This is a genomic window from Nonomuraea sp. NPDC001684, assembly GCF_053596515.1.
In genome coordinates this window covers 1-25,162 of record NZ_JBSFGJ010000103.1, presented here as the reverse complement: position 1 = coordinate 25,162, position 25,162 = coordinate 1, and the positions used below count along the sequence as shown (strand labels likewise).

Below are 25,162 nucleotides of genomic sequence, written 5' to 3'. Positions count from 1 at the left end.
AGCTGCAGCGGCACCGCGTTGAGCGCGGCCGACCACCAGCTCATGGCGGGCACGGTGAGCGGCGCGACTTCGACACGCCGCTGGCCGAGGCGGGCATCGTGGGCCTGGCCGTGGGCCTGGCCATGGGCGGCTTCCGCCCGGTGATCGAGATGCAGTTCGACGCCTTCGCCTACCCGGCCTTCGAGCAGATCGCCTCGCACGTGGCCAAGCTGCGCAACCGCACCCGCGGGCGGCTGTCGCTGCCGATCGTGATCCGGATCCCGTACGCGGGCGGCATCGGCGGCGTCGAGCACCACTGCGACTCCAGCGAGGCGTACTACGCCCACACGCCGGGGCTCAAGGTCGTGACGCCCGCGACGGCCGACGACGCCTACTGGCTGCTGCGCGACGCCGTCGCCGACCCCGACCCGGTGATCTTCATGGAGCCCAAGCGGCTGTACTGGTCCAAGGAGGAGACCTCCCTCGAAGACCGCCGCGCCGCCGGGTTCGGCCGGGCCGCCGTCCGCCGCGAGGGCCGCGACGCGACGCTCGTCGCCTACGGGCCCAGCGTGCCCGTGGCGCTCCAGGCCGCCGAGGCCGCCGCCCGGGACGGGCTCTCGCTGGAGGTGGTCGACCTGCGGACGATCGTCCCGTTCGACGACGAGACCGTGGTGGCCTCCGTGCGCAGGACGGGGCGCTGCGTGGTGATCCAGGAGGCCCAGGGGTTCGCCGGGGTGGGGGCGGAGATCGCCGCCCGCGTGCAGGAGCGGTGCTTCCACTCGCTGGCCGCGCCGGTGCTGCGCGTCACCGGGTTCGACATCCCGTACCCGCCGCCCATGCTCGAACACTCCCACCTCCCGGACGTCGACCGCGTCCTCGACGCCGTGGACCGGCTCCAGTTCGACGACCAGCCCGACCTGCTGCACCTCGCCCGGGAGGCGTCATGACGGCGACCGCCGCGCGGCAGGTGTTCCGGCTGCCGGACCTCGGCGAGGGCCTGACCGAGGCCGAGATCGTCGAGTGGAAGGTGGCCGTGGGGGACACGGTGGAGATCGACCAGATCGTGGTGGAGGTGGAGACCGCGAAGGCGGCGGTGGAGGTGCCCGTGCCGTACGCCGGGACCGTCCTGCGCCTGCACGCCGAGGCGGGCGCGGTCGTGGCGGTGGGGGAGCCGCTCATCGAGGTCGGGGACTCGCAGGAGGACCCGGCGGCGGCGCGGTACCGGGAGGAGGAACGCGCGGGCTCGGGTAACGTCCTGATCGGCTACGGCACCACCGGCACCCCCCACAAGAGCCGCCGCCGCCCCCGCCCCACCAACCCGGCTCCCTCCACCCCGGCCCCCGCACCCGCTCAGGGATCGGGCCCCGCACCGGCCCCCGCACCTGCTTCGGGATCGGGCCCCGCACCGGCACCCGCGCTGGAGGCGGTTGCTTCTCCGTCCCCGGGCGGGTCGGAGCGTGCGCCTCGGGTGATCTCGCCGCTGGTGCGCCGGATGGCGCGCGAGCACGGCGTGGACCTCGCCGCCGTCCTTGCCACCGGACCGCACGGCGTCATCCTCCGCCGGGACGTCGAACACGCCATCGCCAACCCGGGCGCCAACCCGGGCGCCAACCCGGGCGCCGACTCCGGCGCGACCCCTGACGCCCCGTCCGCCGACCAGACGGCGTCTCCGGTGGCCCTGGTGGCGGAGCGCATCCCTCTGCGCGGCCTGCGCCGTACGGTCGCCGACAAGCTGACCCGCAGCCGCACCGAGATCCCCGACGCCACCACCTGGGTGGACGTGGACGCCACCGACCTGCTCGCCATCCGCGACACCCTCCGGCGGACCAGCCCGGACCTGGGCATCGGCCTGCTGGCACTCCTGGCCCGAGCCTGCGTGGCCGGCCTGCTCCGCTTCCCCGAGCTGAACTCCTCGGTCGACACCGACCGGGCCGAGATCGTCCGCCACGGCCACATCAACCTGGGCTTCGCCGCCCAGACCGAACGCGGCCTCGTCGTGCCGGTGGTCCGGGACGCGCACCTCATGACCACCGCCGGCCTGGCCGCCGAACTGGCCCGCCTGACCGCGCTGGCCCGCTCGGGCAGCCTGCCCCCGTCCGCGCTGACGGGCGGCACGTTCACCCTCAACAACTACGGCGTCTTCGGCGTGGACGGCTCCACCCCCATCATCAACCACCCGGAGGCGGCGCTCCTGGGGGTGGGCCGCGTGATCGACCGCCCCTGGGTGCACGACGGCGCAGTGGTGCCCCGCAAGATCACCCAGCTGTCCTTCACCTTCGACCACCGCGTCTGCGACGGCGGCGCGGCGGGCGGCTTCCTGCGCTTCGTCGCCGACTGCGTGGAGAACCCCGCCGTGCTGCTCGCCCACGTCTAGCAGCACGCTCCCCAGGCGGGCGTACGTCACCCGGTGGGCCCAAGGGCGGCAACCCTCGGGCCCACCGGACACCGAGCTCTCTCACGCTCACGACGGTGCAGAAGCTCAACTCACGCCACCGATCATTGCGCTGGGCGCTCTGAGCGCACCACTCTGAGTCCATCGAACGCTGCCGTCCGTGACGCGGACGCCCGGCCTCGACGCCAGACGCCGGCATGGAGGAGGAGCCCGATGCCTGATCCCACCTCGACAGACCCGTGGTCCACGATCGGCGAGCTGGTGGCGTGGCTGGACCGTAACAACGGCCGGGACCCTCACGAACTCACGCTGCGCGTCATGAAGATCGGCGAGGAGTTCGGCGAGGCGGTCGAGGCCCGCATCGGGGAACTCGGCCAGAACCCGCGCAAACCCGCCTCCCACACCCGCCAGGACCTCGCCGACGAGTTGTGCGACGTGATCGTGACGGCAATGGTCGCCCTCACCTCCGTCGTCGACGACCCGCGGCCTGTGTTCGAGGCGAAGCTGCGGAAGATCGCCGACCGCGTCTCAGCGCTGGAGGTTGAGCGCGCCTGACCTTCCCCGGCGAGCCGTACAAGCCGCCACTCTGGCCCTCGCCGCGCGGTCCGCACCTGCGTAGTGCCTCACCGCCGTGTCCGACGGCTGCCTTCGCCGACATCCCGCGAGCCGAGGCATGGGCCTGCGCGTGCGCCTGCATCTGCCGCCTGGGTGTCACGCGCCAGGGGCCCGGTAAGCCACATCCATCCGGGTGGCTTCGTCGACCTCCTCCGCCGTCAGCAGGGCGACCGTTGTCGTCCGCACCGCCCCGGACGCCGACACCGCCATCCCCAACGCCGCCGACGCCGCGTTGCTCGGCAGGTCGACGACCACGAACGTGTCCGTTTCGCCGAACGCGAAGTACATCTGCTCGACCCGCCCGCCCAGGCTTTCCACCAGGCGATCCACCGCTTGCCGGCGTCCGGTGCCACCGTCCCGCAGCACCCCGCGGAGCCCCTCTGGGGTGTACGTGGACTGGATCAGATATTTGGGCATGGTCGAGTTCCTCTTCTCGTGCCGCCGCCCCGATGCGAGGTGGCGGTCGCGGGTCACGAGGTCGGAATTCTCGGCTCCGGATGAAGGTAATCCCACCGGTAGTGCTGGGTTTGCCCTGCGGCCCTCGAACCGGCCGACACCGCCGTCTAGGCCGAGACCGTCAGCACCACGATCACCGCCCCGAGCGTCAGGTCGAGCGCGGCGCAGAACTCGGCCATCGACCGGGCCACCACCTTGTTCCTGCGCCAGAGGACCACGTCCAGAACGGCATGCCCGACCAGGGCCGCGGCGACCAGGCAGCCTCCGAACGCAGGCGACAGGGACAGCGCGGCCACCGACACCGCCCCGAAGACCAGCATCGCGGGAACCTGCGCCGCGACGAGCGTCGGCTTCCTCACCAGCCCGTCCGCCAGGCCGCCCGCCAGGCCGACGAGGGCGACGCACACCGCACCCCCGACCAGCCCCGGCCACGGCGTCAGCCCGAGCAGCCGCAGCACCGCCACCGCCACCACGGACGCCCCGAACAACGGCCAGGCCACCTGCGGCCTGCCGGTCACCGCCGTGGCGAGGTAGACGAGCGCGGCGAGGAACACCACAAGGGCCGCGTCCCGCCCGTCCTCCAGCCCGAGGACATTGAAGACCATGAAAGCCACGCCCAGCACCGTGGGCCAGCGACGTGCGACGGCCATGAGCACCCGGCCGGTGGGGGAGCGCTCCTGCGAGCCGCCTTGCGCGGACGACATCTCAACCATGACCCGACTCTCCCGCGCCGCCTCCGCCCACCTTGAGGTCGAACACCCCGAACGTCCAGAATCCTGCGATCCCGGTCCGCCCACCCCACGTTCACCCCGCCGACCGCGTGGGTGAAGCAGACGGCCCTGAGGTGACGGACGCCTGTGAGGGGAGGCGGTCCGCCGTCAGGCGGGCCCGACCGACCGCAGCCAGACCGCCGCCGAGTACGGGCCGGTGAAGCGGAGCACGCGCAGGGGAGCGAAACGCGGATCACGGGTGCGCCGCCGGATCTCCGCCTGTCGCGCCGCGTGCTGCGACCAGGCCCACCACGCCGGGTGATCACTCTGGAACCATCCGGCGACCGTCTCCCGATTGCCGTTGAAGACGGGTTCGCGCAGAACCGTCCTGCGCAGCGAGCGCCGCAGGACCCGCGGCATGACGACCCGGCGCGGATAGTCCAGCCAGACGATGGTGTCGGCGCGTTCCCACAGCAGGTCGCGCACCTCCGGGTAGCCGAAGGAGTCGAAGATCCACGCCGGGGTCCCGGCGATCTCGGCGACCCGCTCCGGGAACGCCTCGTCCACGGCCCAACCTGGCCCGGCGAAGTACAGGCCGTCCATCTCGTGACAGGGCACGCCGATCCGGTTGCTCAGTGCGCGCGCGAGCGTCGACTTGCCCGCCCCGCTGATGCCCGCCACCAGAATCCGCCGCATCCCGGCAGGCTAGCGCAGCCGTACCCGCCGAGCCCGCCGTGCTGCCAGGCCATTCGAACGCGCACGACGCCTTCCCGCGCCCCTGCCGGGCGACGACCCGCCCCTCACCGAGCGTCCTGACCGCACAGACTCCTCGACGGTGAGGTGACGAGACAGCCTGCACGAGCAGTAACACGAGCTCCGGATCCTGCGTGACATTGGCTGGACCACGGGCCGTGCATGGCACCGGCTGGACCACGGGCCGTGCGTGGCACCGGCTGGACCACAGAGCGGGTGCGTGGCACCGGCCAGACCACGGTCTGATAACCCGTGGTAGGACTTCCCCGCTCCAAGATCAGACCCTGGTCCGACGCGCTCCCGACCCCCGCGCCGCAATCATGACCGCATGCCGAAACCCCTCGCCACGACCCTGGCCGCCCTGCTGGTGATCACCGGCCAACCCGCCATGGCCACCGCCACCCCGAGCGCCGAGACCCGACCCGGCAGCGAGAGCCCAGCCCGTCCCTCCTCGGTCACCCCATCCGCCATGACCGCCGGAACCTCACTGACCTGGCAGCCCTGCCCCAACGACAAGATCGGCATGGAGTGCGCCGACCTCCAGGTCCCGGTCGACTGGCGCAAGCCCGACGACCGCAAGATCACACTGAAGCTGGGCAGGCTGAAGGCGACCGGCGCCTCCAAAGGATCGGTCCTGGTCGCCTACGGCGGCCCGGGAGGCCCCGGCATCGCCACCACCGCAGCCGTCCCCGAGTGGTGGGCCCGGCTGCGCGAGCGCATGGACATCGTCACCTGGGACACCCGTGGCTACGGCGAGCAGTTCGGCGGCCTGAGCACCGGCCTGGCGTGCGTCTGGACCCGCATCCCCATCCCGGAAGCCCCGCGTGACGACGCCGGCTTCGGCCGCCTGTCCGACACCAACCGCGGCTTCGCCGAGGCATGCCGCCACCAAGACCCCCAACTGTTCGCCAACATGAGCTCGGCCGACCAGGCCAGAGACATGGAGGCGATCAGAAAGGCCCTGGGCGGCGCGAAGCTCAACTACTACGGCGCCTCCTACGCGGGCTTCTACGGCCAGGACTACGCCCGCCTCTTCCCCGACCAGATCCGCACGATGGTCCTCGACGGCACCTGGAACCACAGCCCCACCGACTGGTCGCGCGAACTGGAGGAGATGGCGAAGTCCAACGAGCAGTCCATGCGGCGCTTCTTCACCTGGTGCGCCACCCACGACTGCCAAGACATACCCGGCCTCTGGCACAAGCTGACCGAACGAGCCCGCCGCAAGCCCATCCCCACCACGACGGCCAACATGGCCTACAACGCCCGCGACCTGCAGTCCCTCGCCCTCTTCATGGCCCGCCAAGGAGCCCCCGCCTGGCCCGCCCTGGCACGCGCGATCCGCAAGGCGGCCGGCCAGGGCGACGCCTCCGACTTCGTCCCAGCCCGTGGGGCCCGCTACCCCGACCAGACCACCCCCGTCACCGAATGCCTCGACTGGCCGCGCCCCACGACCCTCAAGGAACTGGCCAGCACCGACGCCCGCCTCCGCAAGATCGCCCCTCTCACCGGCACCGCCAACACGCTGGCCTCGGCGACCCTCACTTGCATCGGCTGGCCGGCCCCGGTCACCAACCCGCCCGCTCCCCTCCCGAAGGGCGTGCCTCCGGTCCTGGGAGCAGGCGCCTGGGGCGAGTCGGACGCGGTCGAACGTGCCTTGGCCGCCGTCCCCGGCAGCGTCACCATCCGCCACGACGGCCCCGGTCACACCCTCTACGGCTTCAACCCCTGCGCCCGCGACCTGATGAACCGCTACTTCACCGACCTGACCCTGCCGACGTCGAACACCCAATGCTGACCACCTCGACCCCGCCGGTAGGCAGCCATCCGGGCGAACGGGAACCTCCTCGCCCCACGCTTCAGCCGGAGCAGTTCGGCTCCCGAGCGCGAGAACCCCGAGCGCGAAGGAAAGGACCGAGTCCTGCTGGGCCAGTACGCCAGCCGCAGCCGGCGATCTTCAACTCGTCCGGACGGGGTTCTGCGGCGCCCGGTGGAACTCGATGCTCACGAACCGACCGTCGTCGAAGCCGAGGCGCGCACCGTCGCAGTGCGCGAACGGCGTCCCCCAGGAGTCGTGTGCAGCGTCCGGAAAGCACGCCGCCAACGCCAGCTCGATCGCCCCTCCATGCCCGACCAGGAGCGCCGAGCAGCCCTCCGCGACGTCGCGGACCGTGTCCACCCAGATCGCTCGGTGAGTCTCGGCCACGGTCGCCGCCTCCCGGCCCTCCCGGATGATCTCCGCGAGCCGCCGGTAGGGCTCGGTCCAGCCCCATTGCGCGTGCCGAGCGATCTCTCCCGGCACATAACCCGACGGCATCTCCATGGTGTCGTCGACGGCGAAACCCATCGCGACAGCGGTCTCGACGGCCCGAGGAGACGAACTGGTGACCACGCGCTCGTAGGGACCGACTCCGGAGCCGATGAAGCGGGCGAGGGCGATGCCGTCACCCGACAGGTGTGACCCACGGCCACGTGCCGCGCCCTTCTTGGTCAAGCTGTGTCGGCGCACGTCGAGCCAGCGCACTTGGCGTCCTCCTGCAACGGTGTTCCGGTGGGCAAGGGCAGAGGCGCGTGCGGCCACCGCGATCATCGAACGGTGTGCTGACAACCAAAGATCATGTGGCCGCAGGCCAAAGCGTAGCCGCGCCCGGCCGAGCAGAGGACGGCGAAGGGCGAAGGGGTGGTGGTGAGGGGCAGCTGTCACGCCGACCTCGGCCCGGCCCCAGCGCGCCGACCAGGGGCGGACTCAGGCTGCCGCGGAAGTCGCACAAGGGGGCGCCGACCTCGTGCGGCCACGGTATTGACTGGGCGGGTCAGATCGACTAGACCACAGGAAGCCCGGCGATCATCACGCAGTGGAGGACACGATGTCCGGCAGAGCGTTGGTACGACTCGCGGCCCGCGCCGCGTTATCCGCAGTCACGACGGGCGCGCTGGTCGCGGCCGCCGCGATGCCGGCCTCCGCGACGGTCCTGGAGCGGCCGCCGCGGACGACCAAGGGGCCGTGCGCGTACACCGAGACCCCCGACGACCCGGCCGTGCGCAAGGTTCCGCTGCCGCCGGACCCGCGCCACACGCCCACCCGTCCGGTCTCGGCGGTGCTCAGGACCAACCACGGCGACATCGGGCTCACCCTCGACCCGGCCAAGGCGCCGTGCACCGTGCAGAGCTTCGTGCACCTGATCCGTCATCGTTTCTACGACGTCACCTCCTGCCACCGGCTCACCGCGTACGACCGGCTGAAGGTGCTGCAGTGCGGCGACCCCAGCTTCACCGGCGAGGGCGGGCCCGGCTACCGGTACAAGGACGAACTGCCCACCGACCTGCCGCCGTGGCCCGGCGACCCGACCGGAGTGCGCAAGACGTACGCGCGGGGCGTGCTGGCCATGGCCAACGCCGGGCCCGACACCAACGGCAGCCAGTTCTTCCTGGTCTACGGCGACTCGGGCCTGGCGCCCAACTACACGGTCTTCGGCACGGTCGACGCCGCCGGGCTCGACGCGCTCGACCGGATCGCCGCGGGCGGTATCCAGCCGGAGCCCGACGGGCCCACGCCGCCCGTGGACGGCAAGCCCGTCCTGCCGGTCGACATCCGGGACGCCCAGGTCTGCCGGAAGTAGGCGTCACTCCCGCTCCAGCGCCGCCCCCGTCCCCGATGCCGGTGGAAGGGCTCCCGCCCCGCATGCCGGTGGAACGGGGGCGGCACGGTCTGGAACGCCCTCAGGGCGAGGGCTCCGACCGAGGAGCCGGGAGCAGGGAGAGACGCATGAACCTGACACGCGCGTTCGGCACGGTGGCGGGGCTGGCGCTGGCCGCCGCGGGGATGGTGGGGTTGAGCGGGCCCGCGTGGGCGGCGCTGCCCTTCGCCACCCCGACCACCTGTACGTTCCAGACGGTCAACACCGGGAACTACCTGACCGCGGTGGGCGGCGGGGGCCGTACGACCGATGTGATCCACAGCGACGCGACCGTGGCCCGCTCGTGGGAACGCTTCACCCTCGTGGACGCCGGCGACGGCGTGCACGTCGGCATCAGGACGCTGACCGGCAACTACCTGACCGCCGTGAACGGCGGCGGCCTGCAGACCGACGTCATCCACTCCAACGCCACGCTCCTGCAGGCGTGGGAGAAGTTCGCGCTGGTCCGCCAGGGCGGCGACGGCTTCGCGATCCAGACGGTCGACGGCCACTTCCTGACCGCCGTGGGCGGCGGCAACCGCACCACCGACGTGGTGCACAGCGACGCGACCCAGGTGCGGTCGTGGGAGCTGTTCCGGGTGCAGTGCAACCTCACCACCGTGCCCAACGTGCAGGGCTTCGACGACGGCAGCGCGCGGAACTCCATCACCGGGGCGGGCCTCACGGTCGGCGGGGTCACGTTCGACAACAACTGCGTCGACGTTCGCGGGACCGTGTTGTTCAGCAGCCCGGGGGCGGGGGCGACCGTGCCGCGCGGTTCGGCGGTGAACCTCAATGAGTCCAGCGGGGTGGATCGCAACGGGCGGCCCTGCATCTTCAGATGACCCCGGCGGTCCGGCCGCCCGAGGCGACCTCGCCTCCTCGGGCGGCCGGACGCCTTGAAGCGGATGGCTGCGTCGCTCCGAATCGGGCGCTTCCTTCGCAGCGTGCGATTTCGAGCGATGTGGTCCACTTCGTGGGATTCGCTGCGTTCGGGTGGGTGGCCGCGTTCGGGCGGGTCGGGCGGGTTCAGCCGGGGGTGTCGGTGCTGCGCCGTGGCTGCCAGGGCAGGCGGTTCTCCAACTCGACCTCCAGCGAGAAGCTGAGGAAGGTCCGTACGAGCACGATGAGCGCGAGCACGCCGACGCTCACGAACGTCGGAGCCACCGCCACCGTACGGATGATGTCCCCGGCCACCAGGAATTCCAGCCCGAGCAGGATCGCCCGTCCGAGGCCCTGGCGGTAGGCGCGGTAGACGCCGTGCGGGGCCTCTCTTTCGCGTAGCCGCAGCACGAAGGACACGGTGGCCGTCAGCGCGCCCAGCACGATGATCGCCACGCCTGCGAGATCGACAGCCTGGCCGATCGCCTCCACGATCCGCGCGAAGTCCATGACCACCCTCTTTGCCCCGCCTTCAGCAAGGATCAGCGTCCCGCGCCCCGCGTACCGCCCCGACACGCCGCACCAGCCCCCCTCTTTGCCGGGCCACCGCACGGTGCCTCGCGTGGGGAGGGCGCGGGCTTTGGCAGGGAGCCATACGAGGCCAGATGGAGGAGCGGGAGACCGTTTCCCGGTCGGATGGCGGGCGAACGTGGGGCGGAGGGGATGAGAGGCGGGGTTGGGGCGGGAAGCCGTGCTTGGCCGTAAGGGACAGGGGCGGCCTCGGGCGGGGGCTTATGCGTGATCGGAGGGCAGAGGGGCGGACCTGGGATGGAGGGTTGTGTGCGGTTCGGGGCATTGCGGTGCAGCTTCCCGGGGCGGCAGGGGGCTTGAGGGAGGAAGTTGGGCCGTCCAGGTGGTGGTCTGGACGGCAGGGGTCTTCGTGGTGGGAGGAGGGGAGGTCAGTTTGTGGGGTGAGGGGGGGTCGTGGGGAGGGAGTCGAGCCAGTGGGTCAGGCGGGTGCCCTGGCGGGTCATGATCTCGGGGTCGCGCAAGGCGTTCGCCAGCAGCGACATCCCCTGGTACGCCCCGACGAAGGTGAGCGCGAGATCGTCGGCGTCCGGCTGGCCGAGGTCGCGGAACTGGCGCTCCGACCAGTCGAGGAGCAGGCGTATGACCCGGCCCGCCTCGACGTCGAGGCCGCCCTCCGCACGTTTGTCCAGCTCGGAGGCGAGTGTGCCGGTGGGGCAGCCGTACCGGGCGGCGATGTCCCGCTGGCTCACCCAGGCGTCCACCATGGCCTTGAGGCGGGCGCGCGGGTCGGGGAGCCGGTCGAGTTCGGCGGTGAGCTCGGCCAGGTGCCCGGCGTGCTCGGACAGTGCGGCCAGGACCAGTTCGTCCTTGGTCTTGAAGTAGTAGTACACGTTTCCCACGGGCACGCCGGCGGCCTCGGCGATGTCGGCGATGGTCGTCCGCTCGACGCCCTGCTCGTGCAGGACGCGGGCGGCGGCGGCCATCAGCCTGCGCCGCTTGTCGGCCCCCCGGGCCCGTGTCCTCGTTGAGTCAGTCACCCAACTTACTATATGTCCAAGACGGCCCGGACGGGCGGTTCCACGTACCGAATGAGTCGGCGCGGCGCGGGCGGGTTGGGTGAGGACGTGGCGAAGATGTCGGGAGGCGCACGACGTGAGGCGGCAGGCTGAAAGGCGGCCACCCAAGCTGTGGCGGCTGAGCCACATCGTGCTTACCTGGGTACGCGTGGAGGAGCAAGGCTGCCGCTGAGGGGTAGGGACGGGCGATGTTCGATGTCGCCGCCGATGTGCCGGTTGCGGACAGCGGTGGCGCTGAGCTCTGGATCCCCTCATGACAGAGTTAGCGATCAACGTCCAACGTCTGCCGGGCTGCCATGTGGTGCATCTCGACGGCGACCTCGACCGCGTGACCCGCATGCCGCTGGCCCGTACGCTCGCGGAACTCCTGGAGGCGGAGCGTCCGAAGGTCGTGATCGATGTCACCGACCTGGCCTTCTGCGACTCGTGCGGCCTCTGGGCCCTCATCGTCGGCCAGCGGCAGGCCGAGCGGCGCGGCGGCAGCGTCCGGCTGGTCGGGGTGCACGGGCCGCTGGCCCGCCTGCTGGACATCACCCGTCTGTCGCGCCTGTTCCCTTCGGACGACGGTCCGGCCGAGACCGCGAGCTGGGCCAAACCGCGCGGCTGGCCGTCCTGACCCGCCGAGGGACGGTGGGGGCGGCGGCCACGGCCGCTCGGCAACGACATGCGCGGGTCCGGTCCCAGTACGGGTCAGCCGGGACAGGGGCGCGGCGAGGGCTTCAGGCCAGGAGCCCGACGACGGCCCTTCGGGGCGGCGGGAATCGCGGCGGACGCCCAGGCCGGATGTGCCGGTGAAGGGGCACAGCACGGCGCGCCGGGCCGACAGCGGGATCGGGAGGGACCGGCAGCGGGTCGAGAGCGGCCGGCAGCGGGATCAGGAAGGACCAGCAGCATGGCCGGGAGGGGCCGGCAGCGCGGTCGGGAGGGATCGGCAGCGCGGTCGGGAGAGGCCGACAGCGGGGTCAGGAGGGATCGGCAGCATGGCCGGGAGGGGCCGGCAGGGGGGTTGGAAGGGGCCGGTAGTGGAGTCGGGCCCGGGCCCCTGGGGGGGCGAGGCCGGGCGGGGCGGGGGCCTGCGGGGCCCGGGCGGGCGGTGACGGGCAGGGGCCCCGAAGCGGCCTGGGTGTCAGGTCAGGACGGTGGGGAGGGGGCCGGGTCCGGGCCAGGGGGATGTGACGCGTTGATCACCTGGTACAGCTGATCCTCCGGCCCCAGCCGCCAGCCGAGCAGTTCCAGCAGCTCGCGCACCGTCGGCGAGGCGTTCTGGAGCACCAGCCTGCGCGGCGGCGGCAGGTCGGTGGCCGTGCTGATGATCAGCCGCAGCCCGCCGGCGTCGATGAAGGTAAGCTCGGACAGGTCCAGATGGACGTCGGTCTCGCCGATGCGTAACGCCCACGCCAGCGCTCGGGCCAGTGCGGGCCGTCCATGGTGGTCGATCTCGCCGCGTACGCGCAGGCCGAAGGGGTGCACCATGGGCAGCACATCGGCAGGGTCGCCGGTCTGGTCGGTCATTGAAATCACACCAATGCGGTCGTCTAGGGCAGAGCCGAGCCGCGCCACGTTCCCTATCGAGGGAAGGTGCGGGCGCCCCTGACAGATCGCCGAAAACAAGAGGGCCCGGCGCGCCGCGCGTCCATACAGCGTCGGCACATCGGGCAGAGGGAGAAGCAGATGTCGGGCGATCAACCCTTTCCGCCAGGCATCGTCCAGGTCACCACGGCTTCGGCCGCCGGTGAACCGGACAGGTGCGCCCGTGGCGCGCCCGGCTCGGCTCGTTTACTCGGTCGCCTTACTCTCTGCCCTCGATCGAGCGCTTTACGCCGCCGTAACCCCCGTACACGGTAGGGGCAAGCCATGCAAGCACCCTTCCACCTGCGGTGCACCATCACCAACAATCTCGCGCTCACCCGCGATCTGGTGCGCGTCTACGCCACCCACGCGGGGCTGTCCGGCGCGCGGCTCGACCACCTGGTGCTCGCCGTCAACGAGGCCGCCGCGAACGTCCTGGAGCACGGTGGCGGTCGCGGCACGGTGACGGCCTACACCGACGCCGCCGTCCTCACGGTCGATGTCTGCGACACGGCCGGACGCCTGCGGGCCGAGCATCTGGCCGACGCCCGGCTCACGCGTCCCTCGCCCTCGGCGCGGCGCCTCGGCCTGTGGCTGATCCATCGTCTGTGCGACGAGGTCGGCATCGACCATCCGCAAGGGGGCAGCAGGCTGCGGCTGCGTATGCGTCTGCCCCTCGCCACCCGCCTGCGTCCCTGGCAGGGCGGCGACTCCTCACCCGCGGCCAGCTAGCCACGGTGATCCGCCCGTCCGTCTCTGCTGTCGGACGGGTGGTGAGCCGTCCTGATGAGCGGTGAGCCGCCGGTGAGGACGCGGTGAGCCGGCCCCGCCACTGTTGACCTGTCTCCGCGACCGCGGAGCACAGGCCACACACGTGGGGAGCGGACAATGGGCATGCTGACCGGCAAGACGGCGCTGGTGACGGGCGGTTCCCGGGGCATCGGCCGGGCGGTGTCGCTGCGGCTGGCCGCCGAGGGCGCGCTGGTGGCCGTCCATTACGGCGGCGACGACGAGGCGGCCAAGCAGACCGTCGCCCTGATCGAGGAGCGCGGCGGCCGGGCGTTCGCCGTGCAGGCCCGCTTCGGCGCGAAGCCCCAGCAGAGCGTCAAGGACGCGGAGGACGCGGGAGGCGCGGGAGGCGCGGGAGGCGCGGAGGGCGCGGAAGGCGTACATGGTGGAGCGGACGTCATCGGTGCGGAGGGTGCGCAAGAGGGCAGGGGCGTCGAGGGGGCGGTGGAGCGGTTGTTCGAGGGGCTGGCCGACGGGTTGGCCGGGCGTGGCCTGGACATCCTGGTCAACAACGCCGGCATCGCCTCGACCGTCCCGATCGCGCACCTGACCCCGGCGGAGTTCGAGCGGGTGATGACGGTCAACGTCACCACTCCGTTCTTCGTGATCCAGCGTGCGCTGCCGCTGCTGAACGACGGCGGCCGCATCATCAACATGGGCTCGACGGCCAGCCGGTTCGCCGTCACCACGCAGATCGGCTACACGATCAGCAAGGCGGCGCTGGAGGCGATGGCCCCGACGCTCGCCAACGAGCTGGGACGGCGTGGCATCACCGTGAACACGGTCGCGCCCGGCGCCGTACGGACAGACATGACCGCGGGCTACACCTCGATCCCCGAGGTGGTGGCCGCGCTGGAGTCCATCACCGCGCTCGGCCGGCTCGGGGAGCCCGAGGACGTCGCCGACGTGGTCGGCTTCCTGGCCGGTCCGGCGGGCCGGTGGGTGACCGGGCAGACCATCGACGTCTCCGGTGGCACGTACCTCGGGCCGCTCGCCTGACGGAGCCTTGGAACACTTTGCCCATCCATTACGGACCGTGCATATTCCCGTACGGGGAGCTTGCATAGCCTGATTTCATGGGAGATGTCCCCCACAACCCGCCACCACCTCCCGGCCCGCCGGCCGGCAACGGCGGCCCGGCCCACTACGGCGCGCAGGCGCACGACGGCGCGCAGGCGCACGACGGTGGCTCGGCGGGCGATGCGCACGTTGACAGGCTGCTGCTCGGCGCGGCCACCAGCACGCAGGCGCACGTGTGCGTGCTCTTCGTGCTGGCCGAAGACGGGCGCGTGCTGATGATGGACGCCGAGTCGGGGCTCCCCGAGCCCTTCTCGCGCTCGTGGGTCCTGATCAGGTCCACCGACCAGTCGCCGGTCGCGATGGCGGTGCGGCAGCGACGGCTGGTGTGGGTGCCCGACCGGGAGGCCATGGCCCGCGAGTTCCCGCTCGTGGCGCTCGCCTTCCCGTACGGGTTCGCGCTGGCCGTCGCGCCCCTGGTCGACCGCGAGGGCGAGGTGCGCGGGGCCATGATGCTGCTCTGGCCGCCCGCCCCGGCCGGCCGTCCCACCCGGCACCAGCTCGACGTCCTGACCGCCACGTGCGCCGACCTGGCGGAGATCGTCCCGAGGGGGAACCGGCCGGTGCCGCCGGGGCACCAGCCGCGCGTGCTGACCAGGGAGCCGCCCGGCGGCGAGGACCTGCTGACCTGCCTCAACCGGCTGCCCGAGGGCTACTGCATGCTCGACGTCGAGGGGCGGCTCACCCTGGTCACCGCCCCCGCCGAGGAGCTCCTGCAGGCCGAGGCGGGCGAGCTGACCGGCAAGCGCCCCTGGGACGCCCTGCCCTGGCTGGGCGAGCCCGCCTACGAGGACCGCTACCGCGCCGCCGTGGTCAGCCAGGAGGTCACCTACTTCACCACCCGCAACCCGGGCGGCCAGTGGCTGGCCTTCCACCTCTATCCGGGCCTGGCCGGCGTCACCATGCGGGTCACGCCGAGCACGATGGCCCGCGACCCGCGTCCGGTCATGCCCGACCAGCTCGTCGCCGCAGACCGGCCGCCGCGTCTGGTCGCGCTGCACGAGATGCTGCACCTGGCCACCACCCTGGCGCGGGCCGTCACCGCCCAGGAGGTGATCAACCTGGTCGCCGACCACGTGATGCCCGCCTACCACGTGCAGGCCCTGGCCATCCTCACCTCCAAGGGCGGGCGCATGCAGGTGGCCGCCTCGCGCGGGTACAGCGAGAAGGCGATCGAGGAGTACGACGGCCAGCCCCTGCTGCACCTGTCGCCCGGCCACCCGCTGGCCGCCGGCGCACCGGCCTTCTTCGGCACCTGGGCCGAGCTGCGCGCGACGTACCCGGAGGCGATCAGGTCGGACGACATGTCGGCGTGGGCGTTCCTGCCGCTGACGGCCGGCGGGCGGACGGCCGGCATGTGCATCCTGGCCTACGACCGTCCTCACCGCTTCACCACCGACGAGCGGGCCAGCCTGACGGCCCTGAGCGGGCTCATCGCCCAGGCGTTCGAGCGCGCCCGCCTCTACGACGTCAAGCACCAGTTCGCGCAGTCGCTGCAGTCGAGCCTGCTGCCGCGCACCCTGCCCGGCGTCCCGGGGCTGGAGGTGGTCGCCCGCTACCTGCCCGCCACGCCCGGCATGGACATCGGCGGCGACTTCTACGACCTGATCCGGCTGGAGGAGAAGGTGGCCGCCGCGGTCATCGGCGACGTCCAGGGGCACGACGTCACCGCCGCCGCGCTGATGGGCCAGGTGCGTACGGCCATCCACGCCCACGCGAGCGCGGGCGCCAACCCCGGCGAGGTGCTCGCGCACACCAACCGCCTGCTCAACGAGCTGGCCCCGGACCGGTTCACGAGCTGCCTGTACATCAGCGTCGACCTGGGGCGGAGTATGGCGTGCGTGGCCAGCGCGGGCCACCTGCCGGCGCTGCTGCGCCGGCCCGGCGAGCCCGCCCAGGTGGTGGAGTCCGCCCCCGGGCTGCTGCTCGGCATCGAACCCGGCACCGAGTACGCCACCACCCAGCTCGCCCTGCCGCCCGGCTCGGTGCTGGCCCTCTACACCGACGGGCTCATCGAGGTCCCAGGGCACGACCTCGGCGAGGCCATCGGCGACCTGGCCGCCGGGTTCGCACCCGCGCCGGACCAGCCGCTCACCGACGTGGCCGAGGACATGATCGCGGCCGCGGCGGCCGTCGAGCACCGCGCCGACGACATCGCCATGCTGCTCCTGCGCACCGGCCCAGCCTGAGCAGCACCGGCCGAGCCTGGGCAGCGCCGACCGGGCCTGGGCAGCGCCGGGCGGGGGGCAGGCGTCCCGGGCGGGGGGCAGGCGTCCCGGGCGGGGGTAGGCGTCCTGGTCGGGTCAGGCGCGCCACTCCGGTGTACGTTCCTGGCGGGCCTGGGCCAGGGCCTCCCTGACGCCCTCGGCGTCCTTGTCGGTGGTGTAGACGGGGCTGCCGGGCTGCTGCCGCCACGACTCGTCGAGGCCGCCGGCGTCCACGGGGTCGAAGCCGAGCGCGTCCACCAGGCCCATCACGATCTTCTTGCCGCGCTCGTCGTCGGCGGCCACGGGCAGGGCGATGCGTCCGGGGGTGCCGGAGGGGCGGCCGCCGTGGGCGAGGTGGTCGGCGAAGATGTTGTTGAACGCCTTCACCACCGGATGGCCGAGCTGCTGCTCGACCCACCGGCTCTCCGGCATCCCGGCCTCGATCTCGTCGATCCGGCCGTCGCGCTGGGGGTAGTAGTTGCCGGTGTCCACGACGGTCAGGCCGCCGGTGACGTCGTCGAACAGGTCGTCGGGCAGCTCGGGCACCTTGCCCTGGGGGATCGTGACCACGACCAGGTCGGCTCCCTGGGGCGCCTCCTCGACGGTCACCGGGGTCGCGCCGGTCTCGGTGGCCAGGCCGGTGAGCGTCTGGGGGCCCCGGGAGTTGGCCACCGCCACCTCGTGCCCCAGCTCGGTCAGGCGCCGGGTGAGCGTACCGCCGATGTTCCCCGCGCCGATGATGCCGATCTTCATGCTCCGCCCCCGGTTGTGCGCCTCAGCTACTGCTCGCCAGGATATCGTCACAATGCGTTATTGCTGGTCGGAGGCCGTGTCGGCGCGTCGGACGGCACCCGAACCCGATTCCGGGCGGATGGTTCCAGCGGCGCCGCTGGCATCAAGTGGTCACCGGCACGCAACTTCCTGGTCGTTCCGCGGCGGAATCTGCGCGCGACGAACCCGCACACTGGAACCCATAGGCAGGCAAACGGACGTTGGAGGACCGAATGGGAAATTCAGCATTACGTTCCGTCTCGCACGACGCTGGGCGGCGTGAATTCGTTAATCACGCGGGCGGGACGCGTCCGCATATCCAGCTGGTGTCCGACGAGCCGGGGATTCGGGGGTTGTTCCGTTACCGTCCCGAGGCGGCCGAACCGCTGACCCTGCTCTCCGAGGTGCTGCTGTGCGGGGACAGTCCGCTGACCCGGGGCGAGCGCGAGCTGATCGCGGCGTACGTGTCGTCGCTCAACCGGTGCCGGTTCTGCTTCCACACCCACGCGGCCTTCGCGGCCGTCCGCGTGCCGGACGGCATGACGCTGGTCGACGAGACCTGCGCCGACCCGGCGGCGGCCCCTCTCTCCGGCAAGCTCAAGGCCCTGCTCGGCATCGCCGGGGCGGTGCAGCGCGGCGGACGGGAGGTCACCGACGAGCACGTGCGCGCGGCCAGGGCCGAGGGCGCCACGGACCTGGAGATCCACGACACGGTGCTGATCGCGGCGGCCTTCTGCATGTACAACCGGTACGTGGACGGCCTGGCCACGCTGGCCACCGACGACCCCGGTCACTATGCCGACAGGGCCCGTCTGACCAGCGGATACGTGAAGGTGTGGAACGACGAGGCGCTGGACGAGGCCGGCTGAGCGGCCCCGTCCAGCGGGCCTGATCAGCCGAAGAACTCGTCCACCGAATAGGGGTCGAGCGGGAAGCTCCAGCGCTCGCTGATCTTCCCGTCGGTGATCCGGAACAACTGCATGCCGCGGTCGTCGAGCGAGCGGCCGTCGCGCTCACCGCGGATGCGCAGGACGGCGGCGACCTGGTCGCCGCCGACGAGGTAGGACTCCGGCTCCAGACGCAGCGTGCCGGTGGTGGACTTCAGCAGCTCGGCCAGGTAGCCGAGCACGGCTTCCTTGCCGGAGTAGTCGCGGGCCATCGGTCCGCGGCCGGGGACGTGGAAGATCACGTCGTCGGCGAGCAGCCGGCGAAGGTCCTCCAGGTCGCCCTTGGCAATGGCGTCGTAGGTGTTGCCGGCAACGGTGATGTGGGGATGCTCATCCATGACGACCGCCAGTCACAAACGGGGTTTAGGTGGCGTCCGTGACATTACGCGCGTCAGTTGCAGGAGACAAGAAGGAGGCACAATTAACGAGATCTTGCGCAATTTGCCAGAGTGTGCAGACTAGGAGAAAACCGCATCGATGGGAGCTTGCGTGCCCCATATTGCCCTCGATTCCGATGAACCCGGAATCCGCGGACTTTTCCAGTTCAGCCCAGAGACGGCCGCCCCGATGAACGCGCTGGCCGAGGTCCTCCTGCGTGGCGACAGCACACTTAGCCGCGGCGAGCGGGAGCTGATCGCGGCCTACGTGTCAGGGCTCAACGAGTGCCGGTTCTGCACGGCCTCGCACGCCGCCTTCGCCGCCGCCCAGCTCCCGGAGGGGATGACGCTGGTCGACCAGGTCCGCGCCGACCCCGCCACGGCGCCCGTCACGCCCAAGCTCCGCGCCCTGCTCGCCATCGCCGCCGCCGTGCAGCGGAGCGGCAGGGACGTCACCGACAAGCTGGTGGCCGCGGCCAGGGCGGAGGGGGCCACCGACAAGGAACTGCACCACACCGTGCTGATCGCGGCCGCGTTCTGCATGTTCAACCGGTACGTCGACGGCCTGGGCACCTTCGCCCCCGACGACCCCGCCGGGTACGACCTGGCCGCGCAGCGCATCCTGACGCACGGCTACACGACCGTCCCACCGGCGGCGGGACAGCAGGACTGATGGACGCGGAACACCACCGGTTCGTGATCATCGGCGCCGGACCCGGCGGGCTGCAGCTCAGCTACTTCCTGCAGCGCGCCGGGGCCGACTACGTCACCCTGGAACGCGAGGACGCGCCCGGCGGCTTCTTCCGCAGCTACCCGCGCCACCGCCGGCTCATCTCGCTGAACAAGGTGCACACCGGCGAGAAGGAGCGCGAGATCCAGCTCCGCTGGGACTGGAACTCCCTGCTCAACGACGAGCCCGACCTGATGTTCCCGAACTACTCGCGCGAGTACTTCCCGCACGCCGACGACCTGGTCCGCTACCTGGCCGACTTCCAGCGCGTCCACGGGCTGCGGGTGCGGTACTCGACGGCCGTCGAGCGCGTCGAGAAGGACGGCGCGGGCTTCGTCGTCCAGACCGGTGACCAGGTCCTCCGTGCCGACTGCCTGATCGTCGCCACCGGCTGGGGCGGCCCGCACATTCCCGACATCCCGGGCATCGAGCTGGCCACCGGCTACGAGGACGTCCCCGTCAACGGCGAGGACTTCGCCGACCAGCGCGTCCTGGTCATCGGCAAGGGCAACTCGGCGTTCGAGACCGCCCAGGCGCTGCTCCCGTACGCCGCGGTCATCCACCTGGCCAGCCCCAGCCCCGTCCGCCTGGCCTGGACGAGCAAGCACCCCGGCCACGTCCGCGGCCAGTACGGCGCCTTCCTGGACAGCTACTGGTTCAAGACCCTGCACGGCGTCCTGGAGTGCACCGTCGACCGCCTCTGGCGCGAGGGCGGCGGGATCAGGGCCGCGATCACCTACACGCTGGCCGACGGCGAGCAGGCGCTGCTCGACTACGACGCCGTCCTGCGCTGCACCGGCTTCACCATGGACACCGGCCTGTTCGGCGACTCCTGCCGGCCCGCGCTGACCCCCGGCGGCCGGATGCCGGCGATCCGCCCCGACTTCCAGTCGGCCGACGTCGACGGCCTGTACTTCGCCGGCACCCTCATGCAGGCCCGCGACTTCAAACGGGCCTCCTCGGCGTTCATCGACGGCTTCCGCTACAACCTGCGCTCCCTGACCGCCCTGCTGCTCGAACGCTACGAGGGCCGGCCGCTGCCCGTGCGCGAGCTGCCCGCCGACGCCGACGTGCTCACCGGGTCGATGCTCGACCGGGTCAACCACAGCTCGGCGCTGTGGACCCAGTTCGAGTACCTGTCCGACGCGTACGTGCTCGGCCCGGACGGCGTCGTGCGGCACTACGAGGACCTGCCGGAGGACTACGCCCGCGAGCGCTTCGCCGCCGCCGGGCTGTGCCTCACGCTGACCCTGCGCTGGGGGCCGCGCGACCGGGCCGACGTGTTCGCCATCCAGCGCCACCCCACGCCCGAGCGGGCCGACGAGTGCGCCTTCCTGCATCCCGTCGTCCGGGCCTGGCGGCACGGCGAGCCGGTCGCCGAGCAGCACCTCCTGGAGGACCTCCAGGCCCGCTGGCGCGACCCCGTACGCCACGTCGAGCCGCTGCGCGCGTTCCTGGCCGACCGGCTCCAGCCGTAGGAGCCGACCGGCTTCAGCCGCAGGAGGCCCGGCCGGCTCCAGTCGTCGGAGGACCCGGCCGGCTTCAGTCGTAGGCGGAGAAGCGGGCCACGAGATCGTCGACCACGTCGGCGAGCGCCCCGCGCCGGGCGTGCGCGGCCCGCTGGCGCTCGGCGCCGCCGCCGTGCTCGCGCAGCAGCCGCCACCCCTCCTCGGCCGCCTCCAGGTCGCCGGCCGCGGCCAGCGCGGGCCCGACGTGCTCCAGCAGCCGCGTCACCAGCTCGGCGACCGGCCGCGCCGCCCCCGTGAACGGATCGACGCCGGACCCGCCCAGCCCGTCCCTGGCGGCCCGCCAGTAGGCCACGCGCAGCAGCTCGGCGGGCACCTCGGGGCCCGGATCGCCGTCCCGCACCCGGTGCAGCGACGTCGTGACCAGCGCCCGCACCACCAGCGCCAGGAACACCGACTCGCGCGTGGAGGCGGGCACGTCGGCCACCCGCACCTCCACCGTGGGCAGCCGGGCCGACGGGCGCACGTCCCAGAACAGCGTCCCGGGGTCGACCAGCGCGCCGCTGTCGGTCAGCGCCGCGACCGTGCGCTCGAAGTGCTCCAGCGACCCGAAGTACGGCGGCGGCCCGGCCACCGGCCACTTGCCCCAGGCCAGCACCCGCCAGCCCGCGTAACCGGTGTCGCGGCCGGCCCAGAAGGGCGAGTTGGCCATGAGCGCGAGCAGCACCGGCAGCCACGGGCGCACGTGGTTGCAGACCAGCACGGCCTGCTCCCGGTCGGGCACGTGGACGTGCACGTGACCGGCGCAGATGGCCTGCTCGTCGTGCAGGGCTCGGTAGTTGTCGATGCCGACGCCGTACCGGGGGTGCTCGGTGATCGGCGGCGGGACGACGTCGCCCATCACCGGCGTGCCGGAGGCGACCACGGCCAGCCCCTCGGCGCGCGCGGCGGCGGCCACGACCTCGCGCATCCGCCGCAGCTCCGCCTCCAGCTCGGACCGGCTCGCGCAGGGCGCCGTCTTGGCCTCCACCTGGAACTGCGTGATCTCCGTGCAGACCCGGTCGCCCAGCCCGGCCGCGGCGCGCCCGACGACGGCCGCCGCCCCGGGGGCCACGGCGCGGGTGGCCGGATCGACGACCAGGTACTCCTCCTCGACGCCCATCAGGCGGGCGGTCACGCCGCCGGAGGACTGCCGTAACGACTCGGCGGTAGCCGTCATGTGCGCTCCACTCCACTGCTCGACTCGACTGCGGGGACACCGCGGGGACAGCGCGGGGACGCCGCGGGGACACCGCGGGGACGCTGCCATCCGATCTTGCCCTGCCGGTGGCCGCCGCAGGGCCGAATGGCGCACACGCCCCGGGGGAATGGCTCTCCTGGCCGCATCACCCCCGCATCCACAGGAGGGCCCGCCCGTGACCGCGACCATGTCCGTGGAGGAGGCCGGGCACGTGTTCGCCACGCCCGCCGCGTACGCCGACGAGACCCGGCTGCACGAGGCCCTGGCGCTGCTGCGCCGCGAGTCCCCGGTGCACCGCGTGGAGGTGCCGGGCTACAACCCCTTCTGGGCCGTCACCCGGCACGCCGACCTGCTGGAGATCGAGCGGAACAACGCCCTGTGGCTGAGCGCGCCGCGCCCGGTGCTGCGGAGCGCGGAGATCGACGCCCGGCTGGCCGAGCAGCGGGCCCGCGGCACCGGCCTGAAGACGCTCGTCCACATGGACGACCCCGAGCACCGCGTCGTGCGCGCCGTCGCCGCCGACTGGTTCCGGCCCAGGGCCATGCGCGCCCTGGAGGTACGCGTCCGCGACCTGGCCCGGCGCTACGTCGACCGGATGACCGCCCACGGCGGCTCCTGCGACTTCGCCCGGCAGGTCGCCGTGCACTACCCGCTCTACGTCATCCTGTCGCTGCTGGGCCTGCCCGAGTCGGACTTCCCGCGCATGCTGCGGCTCACCCAGGAGCTGTTCGGCCAGGACGACAGCGACAACCGGCGCGGCGGCACCGCCCAGGACCACACCGCCGTGCTGGCCGACCTGCTGGACTACTTCCGCGAGCTGACCGCCGCGCGCCGGGCCAGGCCCACCGGCGACCTCGCCTCGGAGATCGCCAACGCCCGCGTGGACGGCCGCCCGCTGAGCGACCTGGAGGCCGCCTCCTACTACGTCATCATCGCCACCGCCGGGCACGACACCACCAGCTCCACCATCGCCGGGGGCCTGGAGGCGCTCATCCGGCACCCCGGCGAGCTGCGGCGGCTGCGCCGGGACCCCGGGCTGCTGCCGCTGGCGGCCGAGGAGATGATCCGGTGGGTCAGCCCGGTGAAGGAGTTCATGCGCACCGCCGCCGCCGACACCGCCGTACGCGGCACGCCGGTCAGGCGGGGGGAGTCGGTGCTGCTGTCGTACCCGTCGGCCAACCGGGACGAGGAGGTGTTCGCCGAGCCGTTCCGCTTCGACGCCGGCCGTGACCCCAACCGGCACCTGGCCTTCGGCTCCGGCGTGCACTTCTGCCTCGGGGCCGCGCTGGCCCGGATGGAGATCCGGGCGCTGTTCGCCGAGCTGCTGCCCCGGCTGGAGAGCGTGGAGTTCGACGGCGAGCCCGCCTGGGTGGCCACCACGTTCGTGGGCGGGATCAAGCACCTGCCGATCCGCTACACGCTGCGCGCGTGAGGCCGCCCGCGCAGCCGCCGGGCGGTCAGAACAGCGTGGGGGGCTCGGCGGGCATCGGCTCGGGCAGCGGGCGCAGCTCCGGCACCCGGGCGCGCACCTCGTCGTGGAAGCGGCGGGCGAGCATCGGCGCGTCGGCGTTGTCGGGCGTGTGGACGAACACGGTGGGGGAGCGGCCCTCGCGCAGCCATCCGGCGACCGTGTCCACCCACTCCCGCCAGCCCTCGACCGTGGCCTCGACGGAGTCGCGGCCCAGGTAGCGGACGATCGGATGGCCGGTGAGCGCGCGGGTGCGGCGCGGCACGCGCGGCTTCTTCGTCCACGCGTCGCGTTCGGCGTCGCTGGTCGGCGGGGTGCGGAACAGCGTCACCGTGTCGAACGGCACCCATTCGGCGCCGGCGGCGGCCAGCACCCGTTCGAGCTGCCCGGCCTGGCGGGCGTCGTCGAAGAAGGCGCGGTGGCGGACCTCCACGGCGTAGCGGTGGGAGCGGGGCAGGCGGTGCAGGAAGGCCGCCAGCGTGCCGAGGTCGGCGGGGCCGAAACCGGGCGGTAACTGCACCCACAGGGCGTGCGCGCGCGGCCCGAGCGGCTCGATGGCGTCGAGGAAGGCGTGCAGCTCCTGCTCGGCGCCGGTCAGCCGGTGGTGGTGGGTGATGGCCTTGGGCAGCTTGACCACGAAGCGGAAGTCGGGGTCGAGCTGCCGGGCCCACGACTCCACCGTGGCGCGGGCGGGGGTGGCGTAGAACGTGGTGTTGCCCTCGACCGCGTCGCACCAGGTGGCGTAGGCGCGCAGGCGCTCGCCCGGCGGGAGCGGATGGGGCAGGAAACGTCCGTTCCACGGTGTGTGCGTCCACATCGCGCATCCCACATGAAGCCGCATGCCTCCGACGTTAGCGGAGCCGCCGGGTGCCCGGGGCCGCCGCGGATGTCCGGGTACGCGACCGTTTAGGCTGGTCGTATGGGCATGGTCGGGACGGTCGGGCTGGTGCTGCATCCCCAGCGCGACTCCAAGAAGGCGATCGACACGATCCTGCGCTGGGCCGCGGACAAGGGGGCCACCGTCCTCGGGCTGCCCGAGGAGGTCGGGCGCATCGACTGCAGCGCGGTGCCGGTCGACGCGGTCGCCCTGGTCGAGCGGGCCGACCTGCTGGTGGGGCTCGGCGGCGACGGCACAATGTTGCGGACCATGCGGCTGCTGGCCGGCCGGCCCACGCCCATCCTGGGGGTGAACCTGGGCAAGCTCGGCTTCCTGGCCGAGATCGACGTGGACGAGCTGGCCGGCACGCTGTCGGCCATCGACCGCCACGAGTACACGATCGAGCCGCGGATGGCGATCAGGAGCGTGGTCGCGGGGGTCGCGGTGACCGCGTTCAACGACATCGCGCTGGTCCGCATCCCCGGCGAGGGGCTGGCCGGGGTGTCGGTCACCCCGTCGGGCAGCCCGTTCGTGAGCCTGTCCGCGGACGCCCTGATCGTGGCCACCTCCACC

At 72.4% G+C, this 25,162-nt stretch carries 26 protein-coding genes; 15 read left to right on the top strand and 11 right to left on the bottom strand.

What is annotated here, in order from left to right; all coding sequences use genetic code 11:
* The 3 genes from ACWCSD_RS20400 to ACWCSD_RS20390 form a co-directional block, all read left to right on the top strand.
* Positions 1–926 (top strand): alpha-ketoacid dehydrogenase subunit beta (locus tag ACWCSD_RS20400; protein WP_449916860.1); only part of this gene is annotated, 926 nt, incomplete at its 5' end.
* The gene (locus ACWCSD_RS20395; protein ID WP_449916857.1) at positions 923–2,353 is read left to right on the top strand and encodes a dihydrolipoamide acetyltransferase family protein; all 1,431 of its coding nucleotides are present in this window, start codon (positions 923–925) and stop codon (positions 2,351–2,353) included. The genes ACWCSD_RS20400 and ACWCSD_RS20395, both read left to right, overlap by 4 nt.
* A gap of 231 nt (positions 2,354–2,584) precedes the next feature.
* A complete protein-coding gene (locus ACWCSD_RS20390; protein ID WP_449916855.1) occupies positions 2,585–2,926 on the top strand; it encodes a MazG-like family protein in 342 nt (113 codons plus the stop codon).
* 156 nt (positions 2,927–3,082) lie between these two features.
* On the opposite strand, the gene ACWCSD_RS20385 is transcribed toward ACWCSD_RS20390, so the two are convergent.
* From ACWCSD_RS20385 to ACWCSD_RS20375, 3 genes are all read right to left on the bottom strand, one after another.
* Positions 3,083–3,403 (bottom strand): GYD domain-containing protein, encoded by a 321-nt coding sequence (locus ACWCSD_RS20385; protein WP_449916852.1) that lies wholly within the window; start codon positions 3,401–3,403, stop codon positions 3,083–3,085.
* 146 nt (positions 3,404–3,549) lie between these two features.
* Entirely contained in the window at positions 3,550–4,155 is a 606-nt protein-coding gene (locus tag ACWCSD_RS20380; RefSeq protein WP_397164128.1) for a hypothetical protein, read from the bottom strand.
* A 165-nt stretch (positions 4,156–4,320) separates the two neighbouring features.
* Positions 4,321–4,848, bottom strand: coding sequence for a P-loop NTPase family protein (locus tag ACWCSD_RS20375; RefSeq protein WP_397164129.1), 528 nt, complete (start codon positions 4,846–4,848; stop codon positions 4,321–4,323).
* A 385-nt stretch (positions 4,849–5,233) separates the two neighbouring features.
* Between ACWCSD_RS20375 and ACWCSD_RS20370 the strand changes: the two genes are divergently transcribed.
* Positions 5,234–6,703: an alpha/beta fold hydrolase gene (locus tag ACWCSD_RS20370; RefSeq protein ID WP_449916849.1), complete on the top strand. Its 1,470-nt coding sequence runs from the start codon at positions 5,234–5,236 to the stop codon at positions 6,701–6,703.
* 159 nt (positions 6,704–6,862) lie between these two features.
* Here ACWCSD_RS20370 and ACWCSD_RS20365 read toward each other — a convergent pair whose 3' ends face one another.
* A complete protein-coding gene (locus ACWCSD_RS20365; protein ID WP_397164132.1) occupies positions 6,863–7,429 on the bottom strand; it encodes a histidine phosphatase family protein in 567 nt (188 codons plus the stop codon).
* A gap of 343 nt (positions 7,430–7,772) precedes the next feature.
* Here ACWCSD_RS20365 and ACWCSD_RS20360 point away from each other — a divergent pair, with 343 nt between their 5' ends.
* Both ACWCSD_RS20360 and ACWCSD_RS20355 read left to right on the top strand, forming a co-directional pair.
* The gene (locus ACWCSD_RS20360) at positions 7,773–8,525 is read left to right on the top strand and encodes a peptidylprolyl isomerase (RefSeq protein WP_449916846.1); all 753 of its coding nucleotides are present in this window, start codon (positions 7,773–7,775) and stop codon (positions 8,523–8,525) included.
* 146 nt (positions 8,526–8,671) lie between these two features.
* On the top strand, positions 8,672–9,427 hold the full coding sequence (locus ACWCSD_RS20355; RefSeq protein ID WP_397164135.1) for a fascin domain-containing protein: 756 nt from the start codon (positions 8,672–8,674) through the stop codon (positions 9,425–9,427).
* 184 nt (positions 9,428–9,611) lie between these two features.
* Here ACWCSD_RS20355 and ACWCSD_RS20350 read toward each other — a convergent pair whose 3' ends face one another.
* Positions 9,612–9,974 (bottom strand): DUF1622 domain-containing protein, encoded by a 363-nt coding sequence (locus ACWCSD_RS20350; protein WP_358293330.1) that lies wholly within the window; start codon positions 9,972–9,974, stop codon positions 9,612–9,614.
* A 449-nt stretch (positions 9,975–10,423) separates the two neighbouring features.
* On the bottom strand, positions 10,424–11,032 hold the full coding sequence (locus ACWCSD_RS20345) for a TetR/AcrR family transcriptional regulator (protein WP_449916844.1): 609 nt from the start codon (positions 11,030–11,032) through the stop codon (positions 10,424–10,426).
* A gap of 292 nt (positions 11,033–11,324) precedes the next feature.
* On the opposite strand from ACWCSD_RS20345, the gene ACWCSD_RS20340 reads away from it, so the two are divergent.
* A complete protein-coding gene (locus tag ACWCSD_RS20340) occupies positions 11,325–11,687 on the top strand; it encodes an STAS domain-containing protein (RefSeq protein WP_449916841.1) in 363 nt (120 codons plus the stop codon).
* Positions 11,688–12,202: 515 nt separating this feature from the next.
* Here ACWCSD_RS20340 and ACWCSD_RS20335 read toward each other — a convergent pair.
* Complete coding sequence (locus ACWCSD_RS20335; protein WP_397164141.1) at positions 12,203–12,583, bottom strand: STAS domain-containing protein; 381 nt, start codon at positions 12,581–12,583, stop codon at positions 12,203–12,205.
* A 342-nt stretch (positions 12,584–12,925) separates the two neighbouring features.
* Between ACWCSD_RS20335 and ACWCSD_RS20330 the strand changes: the two genes are divergently transcribed.
* The 3 genes from ACWCSD_RS20330 to ACWCSD_RS20320 all read left to right on the top strand — a co-directional run bounded on the left by ACWCSD_RS20330 (position 12,926) and on the right by ACWCSD_RS20320 (position 16,695).
* Positions 12,926–13,372, top strand: coding sequence for an ATP-binding protein (locus ACWCSD_RS20330; protein WP_358293322.1), 447 nt, complete (start codon positions 12,926–12,928; stop codon positions 13,370–13,372).
* A 156-nt stretch (positions 13,373–13,528) separates the two neighbouring features.
* Positions 13,529–14,428 carry an SDR family NAD(P)-dependent oxidoreductase gene (locus ACWCSD_RS20325; RefSeq protein WP_449916838.1) on the top strand — a complete coding sequence of 300 codons (900 nt, stop codon included), beginning with the start codon at positions 13,529–13,531 and terminating at the stop codon, positions 14,426–14,428.
* A 77-nt stretch (positions 14,429–14,505) separates the two neighbouring features.
* Positions 14,506–16,695: a SpoIIE family protein phosphatase gene (locus ACWCSD_RS20320; protein WP_449916835.1), complete on the top strand. Its 2,190-nt coding sequence runs from the start codon at positions 14,506–14,508 to the stop codon at positions 16,693–16,695.
* Positions 16,696–16,809: 114 nt separating this feature from the next.
* Here the strand turns inward: ACWCSD_RS20320 and ACWCSD_RS20315 are convergent, their stop codons facing one another.
* A complete protein-coding gene (locus tag ACWCSD_RS20315) occupies positions 16,810–17,517 on the bottom strand; it encodes an NADPH-dependent F420 reductase (protein ID WP_397164148.1) in 708 nt (235 codons plus the stop codon).
* A 320-nt stretch (positions 17,518–17,837) separates the two neighbouring features.
* Between ACWCSD_RS20315 and ACWCSD_RS20310 the strand changes: the two genes are divergently transcribed.
* Entirely contained in the window at positions 17,838–18,353 is a 516-nt protein-coding gene (locus ACWCSD_RS20310; RefSeq protein WP_358293316.1) for a carboxymuconolactone decarboxylase family protein, read from the top strand.
* Positions 18,354–18,376: 23 nt separating this feature from the next.
* Here ACWCSD_RS20310 and ACWCSD_RS20305 read toward each other — a convergent pair whose 3' ends face one another.
* Positions 18,377–18,769 (bottom strand): nuclear transport factor 2 family protein, encoded by a 393-nt coding sequence (locus ACWCSD_RS20305; RefSeq protein WP_352330337.1) that lies wholly within the window; start codon positions 18,767–18,769, stop codon positions 18,377–18,379.
* 139 nt (positions 18,770–18,908) lie between these two features.
* Here ACWCSD_RS20305 and ACWCSD_RS20300 point away from each other — a divergent pair, with 139 nt between their 5' ends.
* Together ACWCSD_RS20300 and ACWCSD_RS20295 are read left to right on the top strand one after the other, a co-directional pair.
* Positions 18,909–19,481, top strand: a complete 573-nt coding sequence (locus ACWCSD_RS20300) for a carboxymuconolactone decarboxylase family protein (RefSeq protein ID WP_387669993.1) — start codon at positions 18,909–18,911, stop codon at positions 19,479–19,481.
* Positions 19,481–21,016, top strand: coding sequence for an NAD(P)-binding domain-containing protein (locus tag ACWCSD_RS20295; protein WP_449916830.1), 1,536 nt, complete (start codon positions 19,481–19,483; stop codon positions 21,014–21,016). Before ACWCSD_RS20300 ends, ACWCSD_RS20295 begins: the two co-directional genes overlap by 1 nt.
* 64 nt (positions 21,017–21,080) lie before the next feature.
* Here ACWCSD_RS20295 and ACWCSD_RS20290 read toward each other — a convergent pair whose 3' ends face one another.
* The gene (locus ACWCSD_RS20290) at positions 21,081–22,223 is read right to left on the bottom strand and encodes a carboxylate-amine ligase (protein WP_449916827.1); all 1,143 of its coding nucleotides are present in this window, start codon (positions 22,221–22,223) and stop codon (positions 21,081–21,083) included.
* Between the two features lie 196 nt (positions 22,224–22,419).
* Between ACWCSD_RS20290 and ACWCSD_RS20285 the strand changes: the two genes are divergently transcribed.
* The gene (locus ACWCSD_RS20285) at positions 22,420–23,676 is read left to right on the top strand and encodes a cytochrome P450 (protein WP_397164152.1); all 1,257 of its coding nucleotides are present in this window, start codon (positions 22,420–22,422) and stop codon (positions 23,674–23,676) included.
* Between the two features lie 25 nt (positions 23,677–23,701).
* Here the strand turns inward: ACWCSD_RS20285 and ACWCSD_RS20280 are convergent, their stop codons facing one another.
* Positions 23,702–24,553, bottom strand: coding sequence for a DUF72 domain-containing protein (locus ACWCSD_RS20280; RefSeq protein WP_358293310.1), 852 nt, complete (start codon positions 24,551–24,553; stop codon positions 23,702–23,704).
* Between the two features lie 78 nt (positions 24,554–24,631).
* Between ACWCSD_RS20280 and ACWCSD_RS20275 the strand changes: the two genes are divergently transcribed.
* The coding region (locus ACWCSD_RS20275; RefSeq protein ID WP_449916822.1) for an NAD(+)/NADH kinase at positions 24,632–25,162 on the top strand (531 nt) is incomplete at its 3' end.